The organism is Actinoplanes sp. ATCC 53533 (assembly GCF_003947245.1).
In genome coordinates, this window is the sequence record NZ_QHHV01000077.1 from 1 (window position 1) to 16,600 (window position 16,600).

Here is a 16,600-nt window from a genome sequence, read left to right on the forward strand (position 1 = left end):
CCCACTGCGCTCGAACATGGCCGAGGTTCGCTCTGAATTTTGATCGATCTTCTAGGATTGAGTTCCACTCGCCAGCCGCCTCTTGGATGGCATTGAGCATGCTTTCAATCTCTTCCCTGGTGAACGCATAGCGCTCGTTTTGAGTGCTGAGGCCAGTTAGACTGTCTGGGGCGCCGAACAACGAGAATGCATGTTTGGTCAGCGCCTTCATCTGCATCACGGCAGATGAGAGGCGATCGATGGCTTGGTACGCACTCGGCGGAGACCCGGTGTTGTTGGCTCCGGTTGCGGCAACCGCGACAGCCCATAATTCTTGCCCGGTACGCACCGCGAGCCGTTGAGCGCCGGCTCGTTCCACGCGGTTCGCTTGATCCATGGCCAACCGTTGGAGCACAACGAGGGCGAACGGGATGCCAAAGAAGGCTCCGGCCAGGGTCGAAACCATATTTGTGAGGAAAGGCTTGTCCGACCAAAACCCGGTTGCGTCGCCCCACATGCTCAAGGCGAAGGTCAGGCAGCCCGCGATGGGCGAGATGATGATGGTCCCACGAAGGACGGGACCGCTTTCGTCCCAGATGCGATTTCGAATTGAACCCACGCCGGCGGCGACCCGAAACCAGCGCATGCGGTGCCGGAGTAGGTGTTTCAAGCGAGCAATCAAGATCCTAAATGATCGAGATCTTGGAGCTGCCGTCAGAGCGCCGCGTGACCGAGGCGTTTTCGGTTCACCTGAACCCCGTTCCGCCGAGCCGTCCAATGAATCTCCGTAAAGCTGGCTGATTCGACCGAACTCATGGTACGCCGCAGAGTCGAGCCCATTCTCAGCCGCGTCGGGCCTCTCCACCTCAAGGCCGACTGAATTCGCCCATGGCCGCCGCCACCCGCTGTGGCACCGTGGACGGGGTGATCTTCCACTCCGACCGAGGCAGAGCGAGTACGCCAGCGAGGCCTGCGAGACCGCCTGCCGGCGTCTGGGCGTGCTGTAGTCCATGGGCCGGGTCGGCTCCGCGCTGGACAACGCCGCCGCGGAATCCTTCAACTCCACCATCAAGGTCGAGTACATCCACCGGCACCGGTTCACCACCCGGGCCGAGGCCCGCCTGGAGATCTCCACCTGGATCGTCGACTTCTACAACCTGCGCCGCAGGCACAGCACCTGCGACGGCATGTCACCCATCGACTACGAACACTTCATGGCCGAAAGCCAAGAGGACCGAAGCCGCATAGCGGAACCCTCCACGATTCCGGGGGATTGACATGCGATGATCTCCGGCATGCCCCACACTGCGCCCCCGTCCGTACGTTTCGTCCGCCTGGGCCCGGCCGTCTTCGAGGCTCTACTCGCCGGCGACCTGGCCACCGCCCGGACGCTGACCGGTGTTCCGCTCTCGGAATGGTTCCTCTCCGACGAGGTCGACTGGCTGTGGCGGATGCGACTACTCCAGATCGCCGCCGACCCGTCCGCCGAAGACTGGGTCGTCCGCGCGGCGGTAACGGTGCCCGACGGCGTGGCGGTGGGCACCGGTGGCTTCCACGGACCACCCGACGCCGCCGGCATGGTGGAGATGGGATACGGCACGGACCCGGCGTTCCGCCGGCGTGGTTACGCTCGGGCCATGGTGGCCGCGCTGCTGGAGTGGGCGGCCGCGGAGCCGTCGGCGATCACGGTCCGGGCTACTATCCGCCCGGACAACGAAGCCTCACTGGCCACTATCGCCGGTTTCGGTTTCGTTCACGTCGGCGAGCAGAGGGACGAGCAGGACGACACTGAATACCTTTACGAGCGTCCGGCCCGATCCGCCGGTTGATTCGCCCGACCGCCGCCGGGAGCGCGGCGGCGCGGTCGCAGGCGAGGCCTGTGACGGCGCGGATGGTTTCGGGTGGAGCATCGCGGCCGAACGGCACGCTCGCGGCGTGCGCCTCGGCGAGTAGCTCGACCGCGAGATCGAGCTTGGTGGCGAACCCGACTCGCCCGGTTCAACGGCGGCCGGGCGTATTTCATATCCGTCGAGTTGTCAGCTCGGAAAGACCTTCATGCATGCCGTGGTGCTATAAAAGTCAGCGCCTGACCCGCGAATTGCTACTCTCACATTCCAAAGCCAGCCAGCATCCGTGGAGTAAATCATGAATGTCCCACTTCGTCGCTTGTCAATGGCGCTCTTCTGCGCCGCGGTCATGGTGGCCGGCACCGGCGGTGCGGCCGCGCGCGACAGCCAAGACCGTGGCACAGCCGATGTGCCGGGGAACCCGAGGATCAGTGCGGACGGGTGTGCACACTGCCCGAAGGATCCAGCTCTTCCCGAAACCTCACCGTCGCGATCTTGATCTGGAGTTGATCGGCGACCGAGGGGTCTGCCGCGCCGAGTACGTCCGCCGCGTGCTGCCAGGCGCGGCGGGCCGCGTCGGTGTCACCGGCGGCGTGCAGGGCATCGCCGAGGTCGTTGAGTATGTTGACCTCGCCGTCCCAGTCGCTCATCTCCCGGGTTATCCGTAACGCACGCTCGAAACAGGCGATGGCCTCACGGTCTTGGCCTAGGTGATGGTGTGCGTAGCCCAGGCTGTGCCAGGTGGCCGACTCCGCCAGGCGGTTGCCGAGCTGCTGGTGCAGCACCAGCGCTTGTTCACAGCGGGTGATGCAGCGACGATGGTCGCCGGCTCGGGCGTGGCCCCAGCCGATTGCGTTGAGGGCAAGGGCCTGGCCGGCCAGGTGGTTCACCGCCAGGTACAGGTCGAGCGCCCGCTCAGCGTGGGTGATCGCCTCCTGGTGGCGCTCCTGGGCGAGGAGCAGATCACTCAGGATCCGATGGCCGGTGGCCTGGCTGACCGGATCGTTCCACCTCGCCGACACGTCGATGCTTCGCCGCACATACTCCTCGGCCTCGTCGTACCTGCGCAACCGGGTCAGCGCGATGGCGAGAAGGCGCAGCGCGTGAAACTGACCGGTGGCGTCTGCCAGCCGGTCGGCGGCCTGCAGCGCGACCCGTCCGATCGCGGCGAGATCCGACCATTGCCTGCGTCGTTGCAGGAACGTCCCCAGGACCCAGGCCAGCTGCCAGGCGTGCTGGTCGAACCCCGCGTTGGAGGCGAGGTCGGCGCTGGCGACCAGCACCGGGTACTCGATCGCGAACCAGCTCATCGCCTGGGCTCCGTCGGAGAATTCCTCGACGACGACCGTGTGGAGAGGTGGGGTGAGAGTGATCGGATCGCGGTTGGGGTACAGCAGCCGCTCGCCCGCGTAGGCGCTGTGCAGGTAGTAGTCGAACATCCCGTGCAGAGCCGCTCGCCGATCCGGTTCGGCCGGCCGATCGTCGGCGAGTTCCCCCGCGTAGGCATGCAGCAGGTCGTGCAGCGCGTACCGCCCCGGCCTGTGTTCGGTCAACAGGCTGGCCAAGTCGAGCTCGACCAGCAGCGCACGGACCTGGGCCGGCGACTCGCCGATGAGGCTGGCCGCCGCCGTCGCCGAGAACTCTGGCCGCGGGTGCAGGCCGACCAGCCGGAACAAGCGCGCCGCCGGTTCGGTGAGCGCGGCGTACGACAGCGCGAACACCGAACGGACACGTCCGGTCGGGTCTCCGGCATCGAGTACGGTCAGCCGCTGCCCGGCCCGGTGGAGCTCGGCTGCGATCTCGGCCAGGCGAAAGCCGGTCTGCTGGGCGCGGGCCGCGACGATGTTCAACGCGAGTGGCAGCCGGGCGCACGCCGCGACGATCCGGTCGGCCGCCTCGGGCTCGGCCGAGACGCGGCTGTGGCCGAGCCTTCTGCGGAGCAGGTCATGGGCATCCGCGGGCGAGAGCACGTCGAGGCTGAGCGGGTGCGCACCCTCGGCCGCGACAAGGGAGGTCAGCCGGTTGCGGCTGGTCACCATGGCCAGCGCCGAACGGGTGCCGGGGAGTAGCGGACGGACCTGGTTGGCGTCGCGGGCGTTGTCCAGGAGTACCAGAATCCGCTTGTCGGCCAGCGTGCTCCGGTACAGGGCGGCCCGCGCGTCGAGGCTCGGTGGGATCCGTTCGGGCGGCACGCCGAGGGCGACGAGCAGCGCGTGCACCGCCGCGGTCGGCGATATCGCCCGCCGGTCCGGGTCGAAGCCGCGGAGGTTGATGTAGAGCTGACCGTCGGGGAACTGGTCGGCGACCCGGTGGGCCCAGTGCACGGCCAACGCTGTTTTGCCCACGCCGGCGGAGCCGGACACCGCTGAGATCACTACCGCGCTGGGCGCGCCGGCCGGCAGTTGGGCCAGCAGGTCGTCCAGGCGAGCCAGCTCCTCCGCCCGCCCGGCGAACCAGAAGGCGCTCGCGGGCAGTTGCCGCGGCACCGTGCTCGTACCACCGACGACGACGCCTCCGCCCAGCGGGGCCCGCTGGGCGATGGCGGGGTCGCCGCTGAGGATCTGTTCGTGCACCCGGCGCAGCTGCTCGGTGGGCTCCAGGCCGAGTTCGTCGATGAGATAGCGCCGCGCCTCCTGGAACACCGACAGCGCCTCCGCAGCACGGCCCGTCCGGTACAGCGCGATCATCAGCAGGCTCCACACCCGCTCGCGCAGCGGATGTTCGGTGAGCAGGCTGCGCAGCTCCGGGACGAGGTCACGATGCGCGCCTGACTCGAGGTCGAGTTCGATGCGTTCCACGATGGCCTCGACGCGCCACTCTTCATGCCGGTCACGCTCGGCGTCCAGCAGCGGGCTGGACAGGCCCGTGCAGAACGGGCCGCTCCACTGCTCCAGGGCCGCCCGCAAGGCCACGATCGCGCCCGTGAGGTCACCGGCGGCCCGAGCGCGGCGCGCCTTGGCGAGCCCGGTATCGAATCGGCTGAGGTCCAGGTCTTCAGCCGGCACGGCCAGGCGGTAGCCGGCGTCGGTCCACGTGAGCCTGCGCGATTGCGTGCGAGGGGTTCGGGCCGGCTCCAGCACCCGGCGTATCCGGGCGACATGCTTTTGCACCAGGTTTACGGCGTATGCCGGTGGCGCGTCGCCCCACACCGCCGCAATGAGCTGATCCCGGTTGACCGGCCGGTTGGCTCGCGACAGCAGCACGGCGAGGACCACCCGTTGCTGAATCGGACCAAGGTTCAGCTCGCTGTCACCACTCCGCACCCGTAACGGGCCGAGCACCTCGAAACGCATGCAGCCACCCGGATCCGCTAGATTGTTATGGTGCTGGGAGTCTAGTGGACTTCGTCAATGTCTGTCCTTATTAGTTTTCCAAAGTGCGGCAGGCAAAAGGCGTAGCCACCAGTAATCCCGTCTTATCTGAGCGCACCGCAACCAGCATCGATCCCGGCTCGCAGTTACGGCCCGGCTGCCGGCAGGCGTGAGACCACACCCGCGTCCTGCTCGACCGCCGTAACAACGCGGTTCGCCCTTGCCGCTGCTTCCGCCCGTCGACCTCAGCGCCGCCAGCGAGCAGCCGACACACCCCATCATGCACGCGCACGTCGAAGCCCAGCAGCTGTCGCTCGATCTGTCCGTGGGTCAGCCAACCGGGTGTCGACCGTAACCGTCAGGCGGGCCCCGTCGTCGGTGGGATCGCTGAGCCAACGCCGGCGGGTCGCCGCGCGGCTGCGATCGTCCAACGTCGACCCGCTCGCCGGGTCAATCCTCCAGGTATGGCTCCAACGAAGTCCAGCCGGAAGTCCAGCGACTTGTCCAACCGCATCCCGATCCTGGGAACCCAGGGCATACACATCGCTGCGATCGGTGGAGATCCAGCAAGAGGGGGAGCTTCATGGCTGTCTGATCTCCGACGCCGCGGCCGTCGTTGTTGTCGTGGCCGCCGCCGTCCTGCTGGTGCCCGTCGGGCTGCCGGTCCCCATCGGTGCCGGCATGCCCGCATAGCGAGATCGTTCCAGGCTTCTGCCGCAGGGGCTCGATCTTTTCAACCGAGATGGGAGTAGTTGGTTTGTCCAACACTATCGATGTTCCTGTCCGCGCCAATGCGATCGGATCTGATCCGATGGCTGTCGTCGAAGAAATCTCCGCCTGGCTGTCCACACCCGCTGAGGAGGTGGACCGGGAGCTTGCTGGCGAGCTCGACCGGTTGCGACTCGCTGTTTCTGTGATGAACGCCGACGCCGCGGCCGGCGACCGGTACGCCCACTACTGCCAGCAACTCCTTCTGGCCAGGACCTACCAGCTGACCATGCAGATCCCCGAACAGCCGACCGCTGAGGGATCGGTGGTGGTGCACGAGGTGATGCGGCTGCTCGAGACCGCGACGCTGGCCGCCGAGGACGACCGGATCGAGCCGGGCACCCTGGACCAGGCGCCGGCCCAGCCGAAGGCGTACCTGTCCTGGCTCAAAAGGACCGCCCGCGCACACCGGGTGTTCAAGCACCCGTACTACCAGGACTTCATCAAGAACCACGCGACGGTCGACGACCTGCGCAATTACGTGATGCAGGAGTCGGTGGTCGACGGCCGCTTCGACGACCTGCTGGCGATGATGCAGGTGGGCACCAGCGGCGGCGCCAAGATGGAGATTGCCACCAACTTCTGGGACGAGATGGGCAATGGCAACCAGGCTGAGGTCCACACCCACCTGTTCAACAAGATATTCGAGGTATTCGAGATCACCTCGGCCGAACTGGAGACCGGGCTCAGCGCGAACGCCCTGCTCAACGGCAACCTGGCGGTTCTACTGAGCCGCTACCGCAACTTCTATGCCGAGGCCGTCGGCTTCCTCGGGATGACCGAGTGGTTGGTGCCCGACCGATTCGTGCAGGTGGTCAAGGCATGGGAGCGGCTCGGCCTGCCCGATGTCGGCATCGTCTACCACCGGCTGCACATCACGATCGACGCGCAGCACGCCGCCGGCTGGTTCCACAACGTGGTGATCCCCGCCGCGTCCTCTCCCGCCATGCGCCGCGGCATCGTGCGCGGCGCCCTGTGGCGGCTGAACTCCTCGTGCCGCTATCTCGACGAGCGAATGCCCAGCACCTACCGCTGACCGCCGCGCACATCCCGCCAAGAACACACAGGAAGGCCAGACGTTCCATGCCACTGAACCACCAGCACTTCACCGTGATCGACCTGCCGGCGCCACCGGTGGACGTCCTGCACAGCTATGACCGCTGCCCGGTCGACGACTACATGGGTAATGGCACCCGCTTCAAGCGGTTCTCCCAGTACCGGATGCATTGGGAGCAGGACCAGGGCTGGGACTTCGAGCTGCTGCCGCACCGGGACTACACCACGTTCACCAAGTTCAACCGGGTGGCCGGCGGTATCCGTCGGATCTACCAACCGATCGAGGCGGACTTCACCAGGATGATCGCCGCCGGCGCCGCAGCCTTCCCGCTGGACACCAGCGAGAGCTGGCAGATCAACGTGCACCAGAACCGGACGCGGGCCGAGGCTGATCGGGTGGGCCCGCTGACCCCGGAGGGCGTGCACCACGACGGCCACGAGTTCGTGATGATCGCCGTGCTGCGGCGCCACAACGTCGCCGGCGCCGAGACCCGGCTGTGGTACGACGGCGCCGAAGCGCCGTTCTGGAGCGGCACCCTCGACGCCGGGCAGGCGGTGCTGCTGGACGACCGGGCGATCGCGCACGACGTGACCGACGTCGAATCCGCGGATGGCGGCCCGGCGCACCGCGACATCGTGATCGTGGCGTTCTCCCGCTGGCAGGAGAAATGGTACGGCGACGAGCACGACCAGGCGGCGTTGGCCGAGTCCGGGGTCACTGGCAGCTGAGCACTGTGGATTCCCGCCAGCGCACTGTCCTTAGTGCACGGTGCCGCAGGTTGGGCCCGGCCGTGATGAGGGATTGACGAGATGACTCACTTCACCAAATACCAGGCCCTTGGTAACGACTATGTGGTGATCGACCCGAGGGACGCCGCCTTCGAGCCGACCGGACAGGACGCCCTGCTGCTGTGCGACCGGAATTTCGGGATCGGCGCTGACGGGGTGCTCTTCGGCCCGATCGGCCCGGTGCATGCGAGCCGACCAGTGCGGCTGCGGATCTTCAACTCTGACGGCAGCGAGTGCGAGAAGAGCGGCAACGGCATCCGGATATTCGCCCTGCACGTGGCCGCGCGGCACCTGCCCGGAGTGCGGGAGTTCACCGTGCGCACCTTGGGCGGCGACTCGTCGGTGCGCATCGTCGACCAGTCGGCCGGCGTCGTCAGCGTCGGCATGGGCGGGCCGTGTTTCGACGCCGCAGCGGTGCCGATGCTCGGCATCACCGGGCTCGCCGTCGAGCAACCGCTGCTCGTCGACGGCCGGCAGCTGACGGTGACCGCCCTCAACCTGGGCAACCCGCACGCCGTGGTGCTCACTGAGCACCCGACCCGCGAGCTTGCCTGCGCGCTCGGACCCTTGATCGCCGAGCACGGGCGCTTCCCGACGAGGACCAACGTTCAGTTCCTGCGGGTGCTGGACCGCCGGACGATCCAGATTGAGGTCTGGGAGCGCGGGGCCGGCTACACGCTGGCCTCGGGCAGCAGCGGCTGCGCGGCGACCGCGGTGGCGCACCGGCTCGGCCAGGTTGACACCGGCGTTGAGATCACCGTGCGGATGGCCGGCGGGGAGATCGGCGTGACCGTGGCACCGGACGGCACGGTGACCATGACCGGCAGCGCCGAGCACGTGCTGAGCGGCACGCTGGCTGCCGCGCTAGTCGCCCGGCTCGGCAACCACGCCGATCAAGACGCCGCGGTACCGCACTCTGAGCCCGCAGGGGTGCGGGCATGAGCACCGGGATCAGCACCGAGTACCCGATGCGGCGGTGGGTGTTCGAGGACGCCGCCGGCCGGTACGACATCGACCTCGGTGACAGCAACGTGCAGTGCCGGCGACTGGCGTCGCTCGCCGTCCCGGCCGACATCGAGCTGAACTACGGCATGGACCGGGGAACTCAGCGGCTCCGCGAGCTGATCGCCGAGCAGTACGGCGACCGGGCCGACTCGGTGACGGTGACGCACGGGGCGCAGGAGGCGCTGTACCTCCTGTACAACGTGCTGCTGCGGCCGGGCGACCAGGTGATCACCTTCCGGCCGGGCTGGCCGCAGTCCTGGGCCGTGCCCACCCTGCTGTCCGCCCAGGTGGACGTGCTCGACCTGAGCGGCGATTTCACCATCGACGTGGACGCGGTGCGGGCCGCAGCCCGCCCGAACCTGCGGTTGGTGGTGGTGAACACACCGTGTAACCCGACCGGGAGGCGGGCCGGGCAGCACGAGCTGGCCGCCCTCGCCGACCTGGTCGCCGAGACCGGCGGGTACCTGCTGCTGGACGAGGAGTACTCGCTGGATCTGGCCTCCTCGGCCGCGGTTGGCAACGACCGGGTGCTCTCGGTTTCCAGCCTGTCCAAGGTCTACGGCCTGCCCGGGCTGCGGGTGGGCTGGTTGTACGGGCCGCCCACCGTGGTCGCCGCGTGCGCCGAGCGCAAGCACCTGACGTCCATCTCGAACTCGGTGCTTTGCGAGGCGCTGGCGTGCGAGGTGCTCGCCGATCGCCAGTTCTACGCCACCGAGTACCACCGGCTGACCGGCGGCGGCCTACGGCTGCTGCGCGACTGGGTGGCGCGGCACCCCGGCAAGCTGCATCTCTTGCCTCCCGACGGGACTCCGTTCGCATGGTTGCAACTGACCACAGGGGAGTCTGCCTTGTCGTTCTGCCGTCGAGTGCTCGACGCCGGTGTACTGCTGATGCCGGCCGAGACGCTCGGCGGCGAGGGCGGCGTGCGGCTGTGCTTCGCCCGTGAGCAGCGAGAACTGGCCGAAGGGCTGCGTCGCATCGACGCCGTACTGCAGTCGGTTCCGGTCGACCGGGATCCCCCAACCACGATGTCGCCGAACAAAGGCCCGGGCCGAATGGAGTACGTGAGCAGATGAGAACCGCCAACGGAGCGCGGGCGCTCGACCGAGCCGTGGCCGCCGAGCCGACCCGGCTTCCGCTGTCCTTCGGTCAGGAGCAGCTGTGGTTTCTTCGCCAGCTGAGTCCCGATGAGATCGTCTACAACCTGGGATTCGCCTACCGGCTGCGCGGGGCGCTGGACGTCGGCGTGCTGCACGCCAGCCTCAGCCGGGTGGTGAACCGGCACGACATGCTGCGGTCCACGTTCGACACCGAGGACGGCAGCCCGTACCAGGTGATCGGCCCGTGCCGCGAGGTCGAGCTGATCGTGACCGACCTGAGCGACCTGCCGGCCGTTGAGCGCGAGCAGGCGCTCCAGGACGCACTGGACGCCGAGAGCCGCACCCCGTTCGACCTGACACAGCCGCTGTACCGCTTCAGGCTCTGGCGGCTGCGCGGCGACGAGTACGTGTTCTGGCTCGGCTGGCACCACATCGTGATCGACGGCTGGTCGTCGGGTTCGGTGATCGCCGAGCTGACGGCCACGTACCGGGCGCTACTCGCCGGATCCGAGCCGGCGCTGCCGCAGCCGGTGATGAGCTACGCCGAGCACATCGCGCAGCAGCGCGAGCGGCTCTCCGGCAAGGCGCTGGAGGAGGAGCTGCGGTACTGGGAGCAGTCGCTCGCCGGGCTGCCGGTGCTGGAGCTGCCGACCGACCGGCTGCGCCCCACGGTGCCCAGCGGTCGCGGCGACATGCTCAGCGTGGACTGCGACCCGGAGCTGCTGGCCAGCCTGCGCGAGCTCGCCAAGCAGCACGGTGTGTCGCTGTTCATGGTGCTCACCGCCGCGGTGACCATCGTGCTGGCGCGCTACACCGGCGAGGAGGACATCCCGCTCGGGGTGCCGATGCTGGGCCGGGTCGACCCGGACCTGGAGGACCTGGTCGGCATGTTCATCAACATGGTGGTTCTGCGCACCAGCCTGGCCGGCGACCCGACCTTCGCCGAGCTGTTGGAACGCATCGCCGACGCCAATCTCGATCTCTACGAGCACCAGGAGATCCCGCTGGAGATGGTAGTGCAGCGGGTGCAGCCGATCCGCGATCCCAGCCGCAACCCGCTGTTCCAGGTGTCGGTGCAGGTTCTCGGCGACAGCATGTCCGGAGCGGGCTTCCAGCTACCCGGCACCGAGTCCGAGCGGGTGAAGCTCGGCTCGGAGCTGGCCATGTTCGACCTAGTGATCAACTTCTGGGAGTCGGCGGACAGCCTACGGCTGGACATCGGCTACGCCACCGACCTGTTCGACCGCTGGCGGATCGAAGGGCTGGCGGACCACATCCAGACCGCGCTCAGCGCGGTCGCTGCCGAGCCGTCCCTGCGAGTGTGGCAGGTGCCGATGCTGTCCGAGGTCGAGCGGTCCCGGATCCTGGCGGCCGGCCGCGGTGAGGTCGTCGAGTATCCCCACGACGCCGTGCACGTCACCGTCGCGGAGGTGGCCAGGGCCAAACCGGACACGGTGGCGCTGGTCTGCCGCAACGTCGAGATGACGTATGCCGAGTTGGACCGGCGGGCCGACCTGGTGGCCCGGCTGGTGCGCTCGCACGGCATCGAGCACGAGGACATCGTGGCCATCGCGATGGACCGCGACCTGGACGCGCTGGTCGCCATGCTCGGCGTGCTCAAGGCCGGTGCGGCGTTCACCATGCTCGACCCGAGCCACCCGGCCAAGCGGCTGGATTACATGCTGCACGACACCGCCACCCGGCTGCTGCTCACCCGCACCAGGCACCTGCCGCAGCTCCCACCGGCCAGCGGCTGGGCCGTCGTGCCGCTGGACGCCGAGTGGGACTCTATCGAGGCCATCCCCGCCGGCCGGCCACTGGCCGAGTGGGCCACCGGCCGGTCGCTTGCCTACGTGCTCTACACCTCCGGCTCGACCGGCCAGCCCAAGGGCGTCATGGTTGATCACCGCGATCTCCAATGCTTCCTGCAGGCGTACCGGCGGACGTTCGACTTCGGCGCCGGTTCCCGGATGCTGCAGCTGCCCGCGCTGACCTTCGACATGTCCATCGGCGAAATCTTCACCGGCCTCACCGTGGGCGCGACGTTGGTACTGGTGTCGCCGGAGGAAGGGCTGTCGCCGGACGCACTGAGCCGGCTGATGCGCGACCAGCGGGTGACCTACGCCGGCCTGTCGCCGGCCATCCTGTCGGTGCTCGATCCCGACCCGTACCCCGACCTGCGCGGGGTGATGAGCGGTGCCGACGCGGTGCCGGCCGAGATGGTCAACAAGTGGAATCTGCCCGGCCGGATCTTCGTGGACCTCTACGGTCCGACCGAGGCCACGGTGGCCTGCACCGAGTACGTCTGCGAGCAGGTGGACTGGCGTACCCCGCCGCCGATCGGCCACCCGGAACTGAACCGGCTGGTGTACGTCGTGGACCGGGCCGGCAACCTCACCCCGCCGGGCATCGCCGGTGAACTGCTGATCGGCGGCGACGACGGGCTGGCCCGCGGCTACCTCAACCAGCCTGAGCTGACCGCGGAGACGTTCATCCCCGACCCGTTCCGGCCGGCCGGCCGGGTGTACCGCAGCGGCGACCTGGTGCGCTGGCGGCCGGACCTGGAGCTGGAATTCCTCGGTCGCATCGATCACCAGGTGAAGCTGCGTGGGCTGCGCATCGAGCTCGGCGAGATCGAGTCGGCGCTGCAGCTGCACCCGCAGGTGCGGATGGCCGTGGTGCTACTGCGGCCGGACTCGCGCGGCGAGAAGCAGTTGGTCGGCTACGTGACCGCCGAGTCCGAGCCGGCGCCGAGCATCGCCGAGCTCAAGCGGCACCTCGGCGAGCAGGTCCCGGAATACATGGTGCCCACGGCCTGGGTGGTGCTCGACGAGTTCCCGCTGACCACGGCCCGCAAGATCGACCGCAAGGCACTACCGGCACCGGTGGAGCAGAACGAGCCGGCGGACGCTGAGTTCGTACCGCCGCAGACCCCGACCGAGGCCGGCGTCTGCGAGATCTTCGCCGAGGTGCTGGCGCTGCCACGAGTGGGCTCGCTGGACAACTTCTTCGAACTCGGCGGCAACTCGCTGCAAGCCATGCGGGCGGTCAGCCGGATCAACAAGAAGTTCCGAGTCAAGATCAATGTCCGGATGCTCTACGGCAGGTCAGCGGTGAACGCGATCGCCGCCAAGATAGCGGACATGATCGATGCCTGACTCGCTGCCGGACACGATCGTAACGATGCGGGAGACGGGTACGCGCACGCCGCTGTTCTGCGTGCACCCCGTTTCCGGTTCGGCGTATTCCTACCTCGGGCTGGCCGGGCTACTCGGCGACGACCAGCCGGTGTACGGCTTCGAGGCGCCCGGCTACGACGACGATCGCCCGCCCGCCCGCACCCTGACGGAGTTGTCCGAGTATTACGTGTCGCTGCTGTGCACGCACTGGCCGGGCCGGCCGGTGACCTTGCTCGGCTGGTCGCTCGGCGGGGTGGTGGCCTACGACATGGCGCAGCAGCTGGCCGCGGCAGGGGTCGCCGTGCCGGCGCTCGTGCTAGTCGACGTCCATGTGCCGTATCGGGCGCCGCTGCCGCCGGAGAAGGCGATGCTGCTGAAGTTCCTGCACGATCTGACGGCGGTGGCACATACCTCGACCGACGCCGCGACCTCGTCGACCCCCTTGGCCGGCGAGCTCGACGCGATAGTGGGGCCGCAACCCGCGGACGCCGACCCGGCGGCGGTCTTCGACGCGATCGAATGCGCGGCGATCCTGCCCGAGGAGGTGGACGCCGAGCTGCTCCTGCAGCGCTACCGCATCTTCCGGGCGCACGTGGCCGCGCTGTTCGACTTCGAGGTGCGCACGCCGTATCACGGGCCGGTGACCCATATCAGGGCCGCCAAGTCACCCGATGATGAGATGCGTTGGGAGCGGGTGGCACCGGACCTGCGCAAGTACACCCTCGAGGGCGACCACCATTCCATCTGGACCGGGAACGGCCTGTCAACCATCGCCGGCATTGTCGCGGGCCTGCAGCGATGAGCTCCACGCGGTCTCGTGGCGCGCTGTGGCGCAACCCGGACTTTCTCAAGTTCTGGGCTGGCGAGACGCTGTCGCTTTACGGCACGCAGGTCACCACGCTGGCGCTACCGCTGACCGCGGTGCTGGTCTTCGATGCCGGTCCCGAGCAGGTCGGGTTCCTGCGATTCATGCAGCTGGCACCGTACCCGGCCTTCGCGCTGCTGTTCGGCGTGTGGGTGGACCGGGTGCGGCGGCGGCCGTTGATGCTCGGCGCCAATTCGGTGCGGGCAGTGCTCATCGGGCTGGTGCCGGTGCTGGCCGGGATGGACAGGCTCACGCAGCCGGTGCTGCTGGTGCTGGCGTTCGGCATCGGCGTGGCGTCGGTGCTGTTCGATGTCAGCTGGATGTCATACCTGCCGGGCCTGCTCCGCGACAGGAAGTACCTGGTGGAGGCCAACTCCAAGCTGTCGATCACCGCCAGTTCCGCAGATGCTGCCGGGCCCGGCCTCGCCGGCGTGCTGATCAGTGCGCTCACCGCGCCGGTGGCGATGGTTGTCGACGCGGTGAGCTATCTGGTCTCGGTGGTGTTGCTGGCCGCCATCCCCACCAGGGAGCCGGCGCCCTCATCGGCCGCGGCCCGGCGACATCTGCTGGCCGAACTGGCCGGCGGCCTGCGGTGGGTGTTCGGCAACAGTTACCTGCGGTCGATCGCCTTCGTCGGCGCCTTCTGCAACTTCTTCACCATGGCCACGTCGACGATGTTCATCGTCTATGCGGTGCGCGATGGCGGCCTGTCCCCGGCGCAATTGGGCGTGGTCTTCTCGCTCGGCGCGGTCGGCGGGCTGCTCGGCTCCCTGGTGTCCGGCCGGCTGCTCGCCCGCTACCCGCCCGGCCAGGTCTACTTCTGGTCGCTGGCCGGGACGTTCATCGGCCCGGTGCTGATCCCACTGGCCGCCGGGCCACAATGGCTGGTTCTCGGTCTGTTCGTGGCTTCGTTCTTTATCGCCTACGGCGGGCTCGCGGTGTCCAACGTGCTGATCGTGAGCCTTCGGCAGACGGTGACACCGCCGCACCTGATGGGCCGGATGAACGCGGCCATTCGCACCTTGCTGTTCGGCGGCGGTGCTCTCGGCGGCCCGGTCAGCGGACTGCTGGCCGGCGCCGTCGGCCTGCGCCCCGCGTTGTGGACCGTCGGTGCCGCCGCGGTGCTGATGCTGCTGCCGGTGCTGCTTTCCCCGGTCAGCCGACTGACGGCAATGCCGGAAACCCGATCCAAGGCACCACTCAATCCGATCCCCGAGCGTACGAGGGAGTGACACCGAAAATGGTTCAACGAGGACGGGTGCTCGCCGCAGCACTATCAGTGGCGTCCGGGCTGGCGATGGCAGGCTCGGCACCGGACGGGGCGGCGGCCGGAGCGGCACCCACCACCGGGCCGGTGGCCTACACTGTGCTGCTCGCCGATGGTGGTCGGCATGATGCTGCACTGGCCGCCATCCGCGCAGCCCAGGGCACAGTGCTGCGTGAGAACCGCGCGCTCGGGCTGGTCGTGGCGCAGAGCTCGGCCGCCGATTTTGCCGAGCGCGTAGTGGCACCGGGGGTGCTCGGTGCGGCCCGCAGCCGGGCACTCAGCAGCAGCGGGGGCAGCGTCGGCAGCGACCTCGGCGTCGGGGCCACGGTCGCCGACGTGACCGGCTACAGCCCAGCCGGTCCGTCCCGAGCCGGTGCCGGCACGGCCGCGGTTGGGATGGACCCGCTGGACGCCAAGCTCTGGGGCCTGCGGATGGTGCGTGCCGACAAGGCCCGCGAGCGTCAGCCGGGCGACCACCGGGTAAGGGTCGGTGTGATCGACTCCGGGATCGACGCCACCCACCGTGACCTGGCCACGAACGTCGACCTGGCCGCGTCGCGCAACTTCGTGGCCGACATCCCGAACGACGTGAACGGCGTGGTGATCGACGGGCCGTGCGAGTTCGCCGGCTGTGTGGACCCGCCCGGGTACGACGACTACGGCCACGGCACCCACGTCGCCGGAACGATCGCTGCCGCCGCCAACGGGTCCGGCACCTCCGGCGTGGCGCCCGGTGTCACGCTCGTGGACATCAGGGCCACCCAGGACAGCGGCTGGACTTTCCTGCAGCCTTTCCTCGACGCCCTGACCTACGGCGCGGACATCGGGCTCAACGTGATCAACCTGCCGTTCAACATCGACCCGTGGCTCTACAACTGCCCGGACAACCCCGCCGACACGCCCGCGCAGCAGCTCGAACAGCGCATCACGATCGAGGCGGTGAACCGCGCGCTTGATTACGCGCACCGCAAGGGCATTACCCTGATTTCGCCGATCGGCTTCTCCCACGACGACCTCGGAAAACCCAATCCGGACGCGTTCAGCCCGAACTTCCCGGCCAACTCTGCCTACACCCGGCAGATCGACGGCGCCAGCTGTGCGGCCATGCCCATCGAAGGGCGCCACGTGATCGGCGTCAGCGGCCTCGGGCCGTCGGGGGGCAAAGCCGACTACTCCAACTACGGTCTCCCCGAGGTCGAGCTCGGCGGCCCCGGCGGCTTCCGCAAAGACGGGCTGGGCACCCCTTCATTCGGTGCCAGGGAAAATCAGATCCTGTCGACGTACTCCCGCGCCGCAGCCACCGGCAAGGGCTGGCTGACTCCGGAGGGCGACATCACTCCGCTCGGCGATGCGCAGGGGATGCTCAGAGATTGCACCCAGGACGGCACCTGCTCGTTCTTCCGCTGGGCCGAGAGCACCAGCCGGGCCGCCCAC

The 16,600-nt window shown here is 68.4% G+C and carries 13 protein-coding genes; 11 read left to right on the forward strand and 2 right to left on the reverse strand.

The window, feature by feature from the left end:
* Positions 1 to 625: hypothetical protein (locus tag DMB66_RS25290; RefSeq protein WP_148112764.1), on the reverse strand; the 625-nt coding region annotated here is incomplete at its 3' end.
* 364 nt (positions 626 to 989) lie between these two features.
* Here DMB66_RS25290 and DMB66_RS25295 point away from each other — a divergent pair.
* Together DMB66_RS25295 and DMB66_RS25300 are read left to right on the forward strand one after the other, a co-directional pair.
* Positions 990 to 1,256: an integrase core domain-containing protein gene (locus DMB66_RS25295; RefSeq protein WP_233624825.1), complete on the forward strand. Its 267-nt coding sequence runs from the start codon at positions 990 to 992 to the stop codon at positions 1,254 to 1,256.
* A gap of 18 nt (positions 1,257 to 1,274) precedes the next feature.
* The gene (locus DMB66_RS25300) at positions 1,275 to 1,808 is read left to right on the forward strand and encodes a GNAT family N-acetyltransferase (protein WP_199752623.1); all 534 of its coding nucleotides are present in this window, start codon (positions 1,275 to 1,277) and stop codon (positions 1,806 to 1,808) included.
* A gap of 446 nt (positions 1,809 to 2,254) precedes the next feature.
* Here DMB66_RS25300 and DMB66_RS25305 read toward each other — a convergent pair whose 3' ends face one another.
* Positions 2,255 to 5,119 carry a BTAD domain-containing putative transcriptional regulator gene (locus tag DMB66_RS25305; RefSeq protein ID WP_125806613.1) on the reverse strand — a complete coding sequence of 955 codons (2,865 nt, stop codon included), beginning with the start codon at positions 5,117 to 5,119 and terminating at the stop codon, positions 2,255 to 2,257.
* Positions 5,120 to 5,692: 573 nt separating this feature from the next.
* Between DMB66_RS25305 and DMB66_RS61355 the strand changes: the two genes are divergently transcribed.
* From DMB66_RS61355 to DMB66_RS25345, 9 genes are all read left to right on the forward strand, one after another.
* Entirely contained in the window at positions 5,693 to 5,830 is a 138-nt protein-coding gene (locus DMB66_RS61355) for a hypothetical protein (protein WP_158647350.1), read from the forward strand.
* Positions 5,831 to 5,948: 118 nt separating this feature from the next.
* Complete coding sequence (locus DMB66_RS25310; RefSeq protein ID WP_125806614.1) at positions 5,949 to 6,941, forward strand: iron-containing redox enzyme family protein; 993 nt, start codon at positions 5,949 to 5,951, stop codon at positions 6,939 to 6,941.
* Positions 6,942 to 6,988: 47 nt separating this feature from the next.
* Positions 6,989 to 7,690, forward strand: coding sequence for a 2OG-Fe dioxygenase family protein (locus DMB66_RS25315; protein ID WP_125806615.1), 702 nt, complete (start codon positions 6,989 to 6,991; stop codon positions 7,688 to 7,690).
* Between the two features lie 81 nt (positions 7,691 to 7,771).
* Positions 7,772 to 8,692: a diaminopimelate epimerase gene (dapF, locus tag DMB66_RS25320; protein WP_125806616.1), complete on the forward strand. Its 921-nt coding sequence runs from the start codon at positions 7,772 to 7,774 to the stop codon at positions 8,690 to 8,692.
* On the forward strand, positions 8,689 to 9,831 hold the full coding sequence (locus DMB66_RS25325; protein WP_233624826.1) for a pyridoxal phosphate-dependent aminotransferase: 1,143 nt from the start codon (positions 8,689 to 8,691) through the stop codon (positions 9,829 to 9,831). The genes dapF and DMB66_RS25325 overlap by 4 nt, the downstream gene beginning before the upstream one ends.
* Complete coding sequence (locus tag DMB66_RS25330; protein WP_125806617.1) at positions 9,828 to 13,013, forward strand: non-ribosomal peptide synthetase; 3,186 nt, start codon at positions 9,828 to 9,830, stop codon at positions 13,011 to 13,013. The genes DMB66_RS25325 and DMB66_RS25330 overlap by 4 nt, the downstream gene beginning before the upstream one ends.
* Before the next feature lie 25 nt (positions 13,014 to 13,038).
* On the forward strand, positions 13,039 to 13,836 hold the full coding sequence (locus DMB66_RS25335) for an alpha/beta fold hydrolase (protein WP_158647351.1): 798 nt from the start codon (positions 13,039 to 13,041) through the stop codon (positions 13,834 to 13,836).
* Entirely contained in the window at positions 13,833 to 15,131 is a 1,299-nt protein-coding gene (locus DMB66_RS25340; protein WP_125806619.1) for an MFS transporter, read from the forward strand. The genes DMB66_RS25335 and DMB66_RS25340 overlap by 4 nt, the downstream gene beginning before the upstream one ends.
* A gap of 8 nt (positions 15,132 to 15,139) precedes the next feature.
* Positions 15,140 to 16,600, forward strand: a 1,461-nt coding sequence (locus tag DMB66_RS25345; protein WP_233624827.1) for a S8 family serine peptidase, incomplete at its 3' end; no start/stop codon positions are given.

Excerpts from the sequence above, each read along its gene's own strand:
- dapF (WP_125806616.1), top strand. The coding sequence starts at position 7,772 with ATGACTCACTTCACCAAATACCAGGCCCTTGGTAACGACTATGTGGTG.
- DMB66_RS25305 (WP_125806613.1), bottom strand. The coding sequence starts at position 5,119 with ATGCGTTTCGAGGTGCTCGGCCCGTTACGGGTGCGGAGTGGTGACAGC.
- DMB66_RS25300 (WP_199752623.1), top strand. The coding sequence starts at position 1,275 with ATGCCCCACACTGCGCCCCCGTCCGTACGTTTCGTCCGCCTGGGCCCG.
- DMB66_RS25340 (WP_125806619.1), top strand. The coding sequence starts at position 13,833 with ATGAGCTCCACGCGGTCTCGTGGCGCGCTGTGGCGCAACCCGGACTTT.
- DMB66_RS25295 (WP_233624825.1), top strand. The coding sequence starts at position 990 with ATGGGCCGGGTCGGCTCCGCGCTGGACAACGCCGCCGCGGAATCCTTC.
- DMB66_RS25330 (WP_125806617.1), top strand. The coding sequence starts at position 9,828 with ATGAGAACCGCCAACGGAGCGCGGGCGCTCGACCGAGCCGTGGCCGCC.
- DMB66_RS25335 (WP_158647351.1), top strand. The coding sequence starts at position 13,039 with ATGCGGGAGACGGGTACGCGCACGCCGCTGTTCTGCGTGCACCCCGTT.
- DMB66_RS25310 (WP_125806614.1), top strand. The coding sequence starts at position 5,949 with ATGGCTGTCGTCGAAGAAATCTCCGCCTGGCTGTCCACACCCGCTGAG.
- DMB66_RS25325 (WP_233624826.1), top strand. The coding sequence starts at position 8,689 with ATGAGCACCGGGATCAGCACCGAGTACCCGATGCGGCGGTGGGTGTTC.
- DMB66_RS25315 (WP_125806615.1), top strand. The coding sequence starts at position 6,989 with ATGCCACTGAACCACCAGCACTTCACCGTGATCGACCTGCCGGCGCCA.